Source organism: Pseudomonas syringae pv. cilantro (genome assembly GCF_001293775.1).
GTDB classification, from domain to species: Bacteria; Pseudomonadota; Gammaproteobacteria; order Pseudomonadales; family Pseudomonadaceae; genus Aquipseudomonas; species Aquipseudomonas syringae_P.
The window spans coordinates 11488-12255 of sequence record NZ_LGLN01000020.1; the positions used below are offsets into that span (position 1 = coordinate 11488).

General features: G+C 56.2%; 1 pseudogene. It reads right to left on the reverse strand.

The window, feature by feature from the left end:
• Positions 1 to 768: pseudogene (locus tag ABJ99_RS04115) on the reverse strand (DEAD/DEAH box helicase); the annotation flags it as partial.

Genomic DNA, 768 nt, shown 5'->3' on the forward strand with positions numbered 1-768 from the left:
TGTTGCACCGTGTAGACGTTCCAACCCGTCTGCATGAACGCAATGGTCGGAAAGTCGAGCAGATCCAGACCTGTTTTTACGAGCTCCGGGTTGGTGATCAGTACGTCGACTCCTCGATCAACCTGGTCGAGGATCCAGTCCTCGCGCCTGGCGGTGTCCACCGATGCACGCAGCACTGCCACCTTCAGTCCCGATTGTTCAAGCACCCGCTTCATGCGGCTTGTGGTGTCTCTGGTACCCGTGTAAACCGAGTAGGCCAGAACCTTGCGGTTTCGGGCTTTTTCAGCAAGACATAGGTCCAGAAGGGCCTGTTCCTTCGGCATGAGCTCGTCGTCATCGAAGACCGACGGCACGAAAGCCAACGTGTCTCTGGATCGAGGATGTTTCACCACCTCAGGTCGAAAGCAGCAGTCCGGCCATGCCAACAGCACGTTCAACACCACCCCTAACAGCGTCGTATCTCTTCGGGCTAGCGCCTGCCGAAGCTCGACGGTCAATGTCTGGGCAAGCTTACGGTGAGCCGCCTCCTGGTCTGAAAACATCGGTACGTCAATGAACTCCTCCCGGTAACCAGGTAGCACGTTGCCGCCGATATCCTTGAGTTTCAGGAACACAGTGAAGGGTAGAACGAAGCGGTGAATGCCTTTCGGGCCGAACCCCGGAGCTTTGACCGTCCGCACTGAGAGTTTCTTACCTTTGGCAGTCTTGTGAGAGCTGCCATCACGCTCGGTGTAGATGTCCTTCAATACCCCGTGATCCCGCATAAAA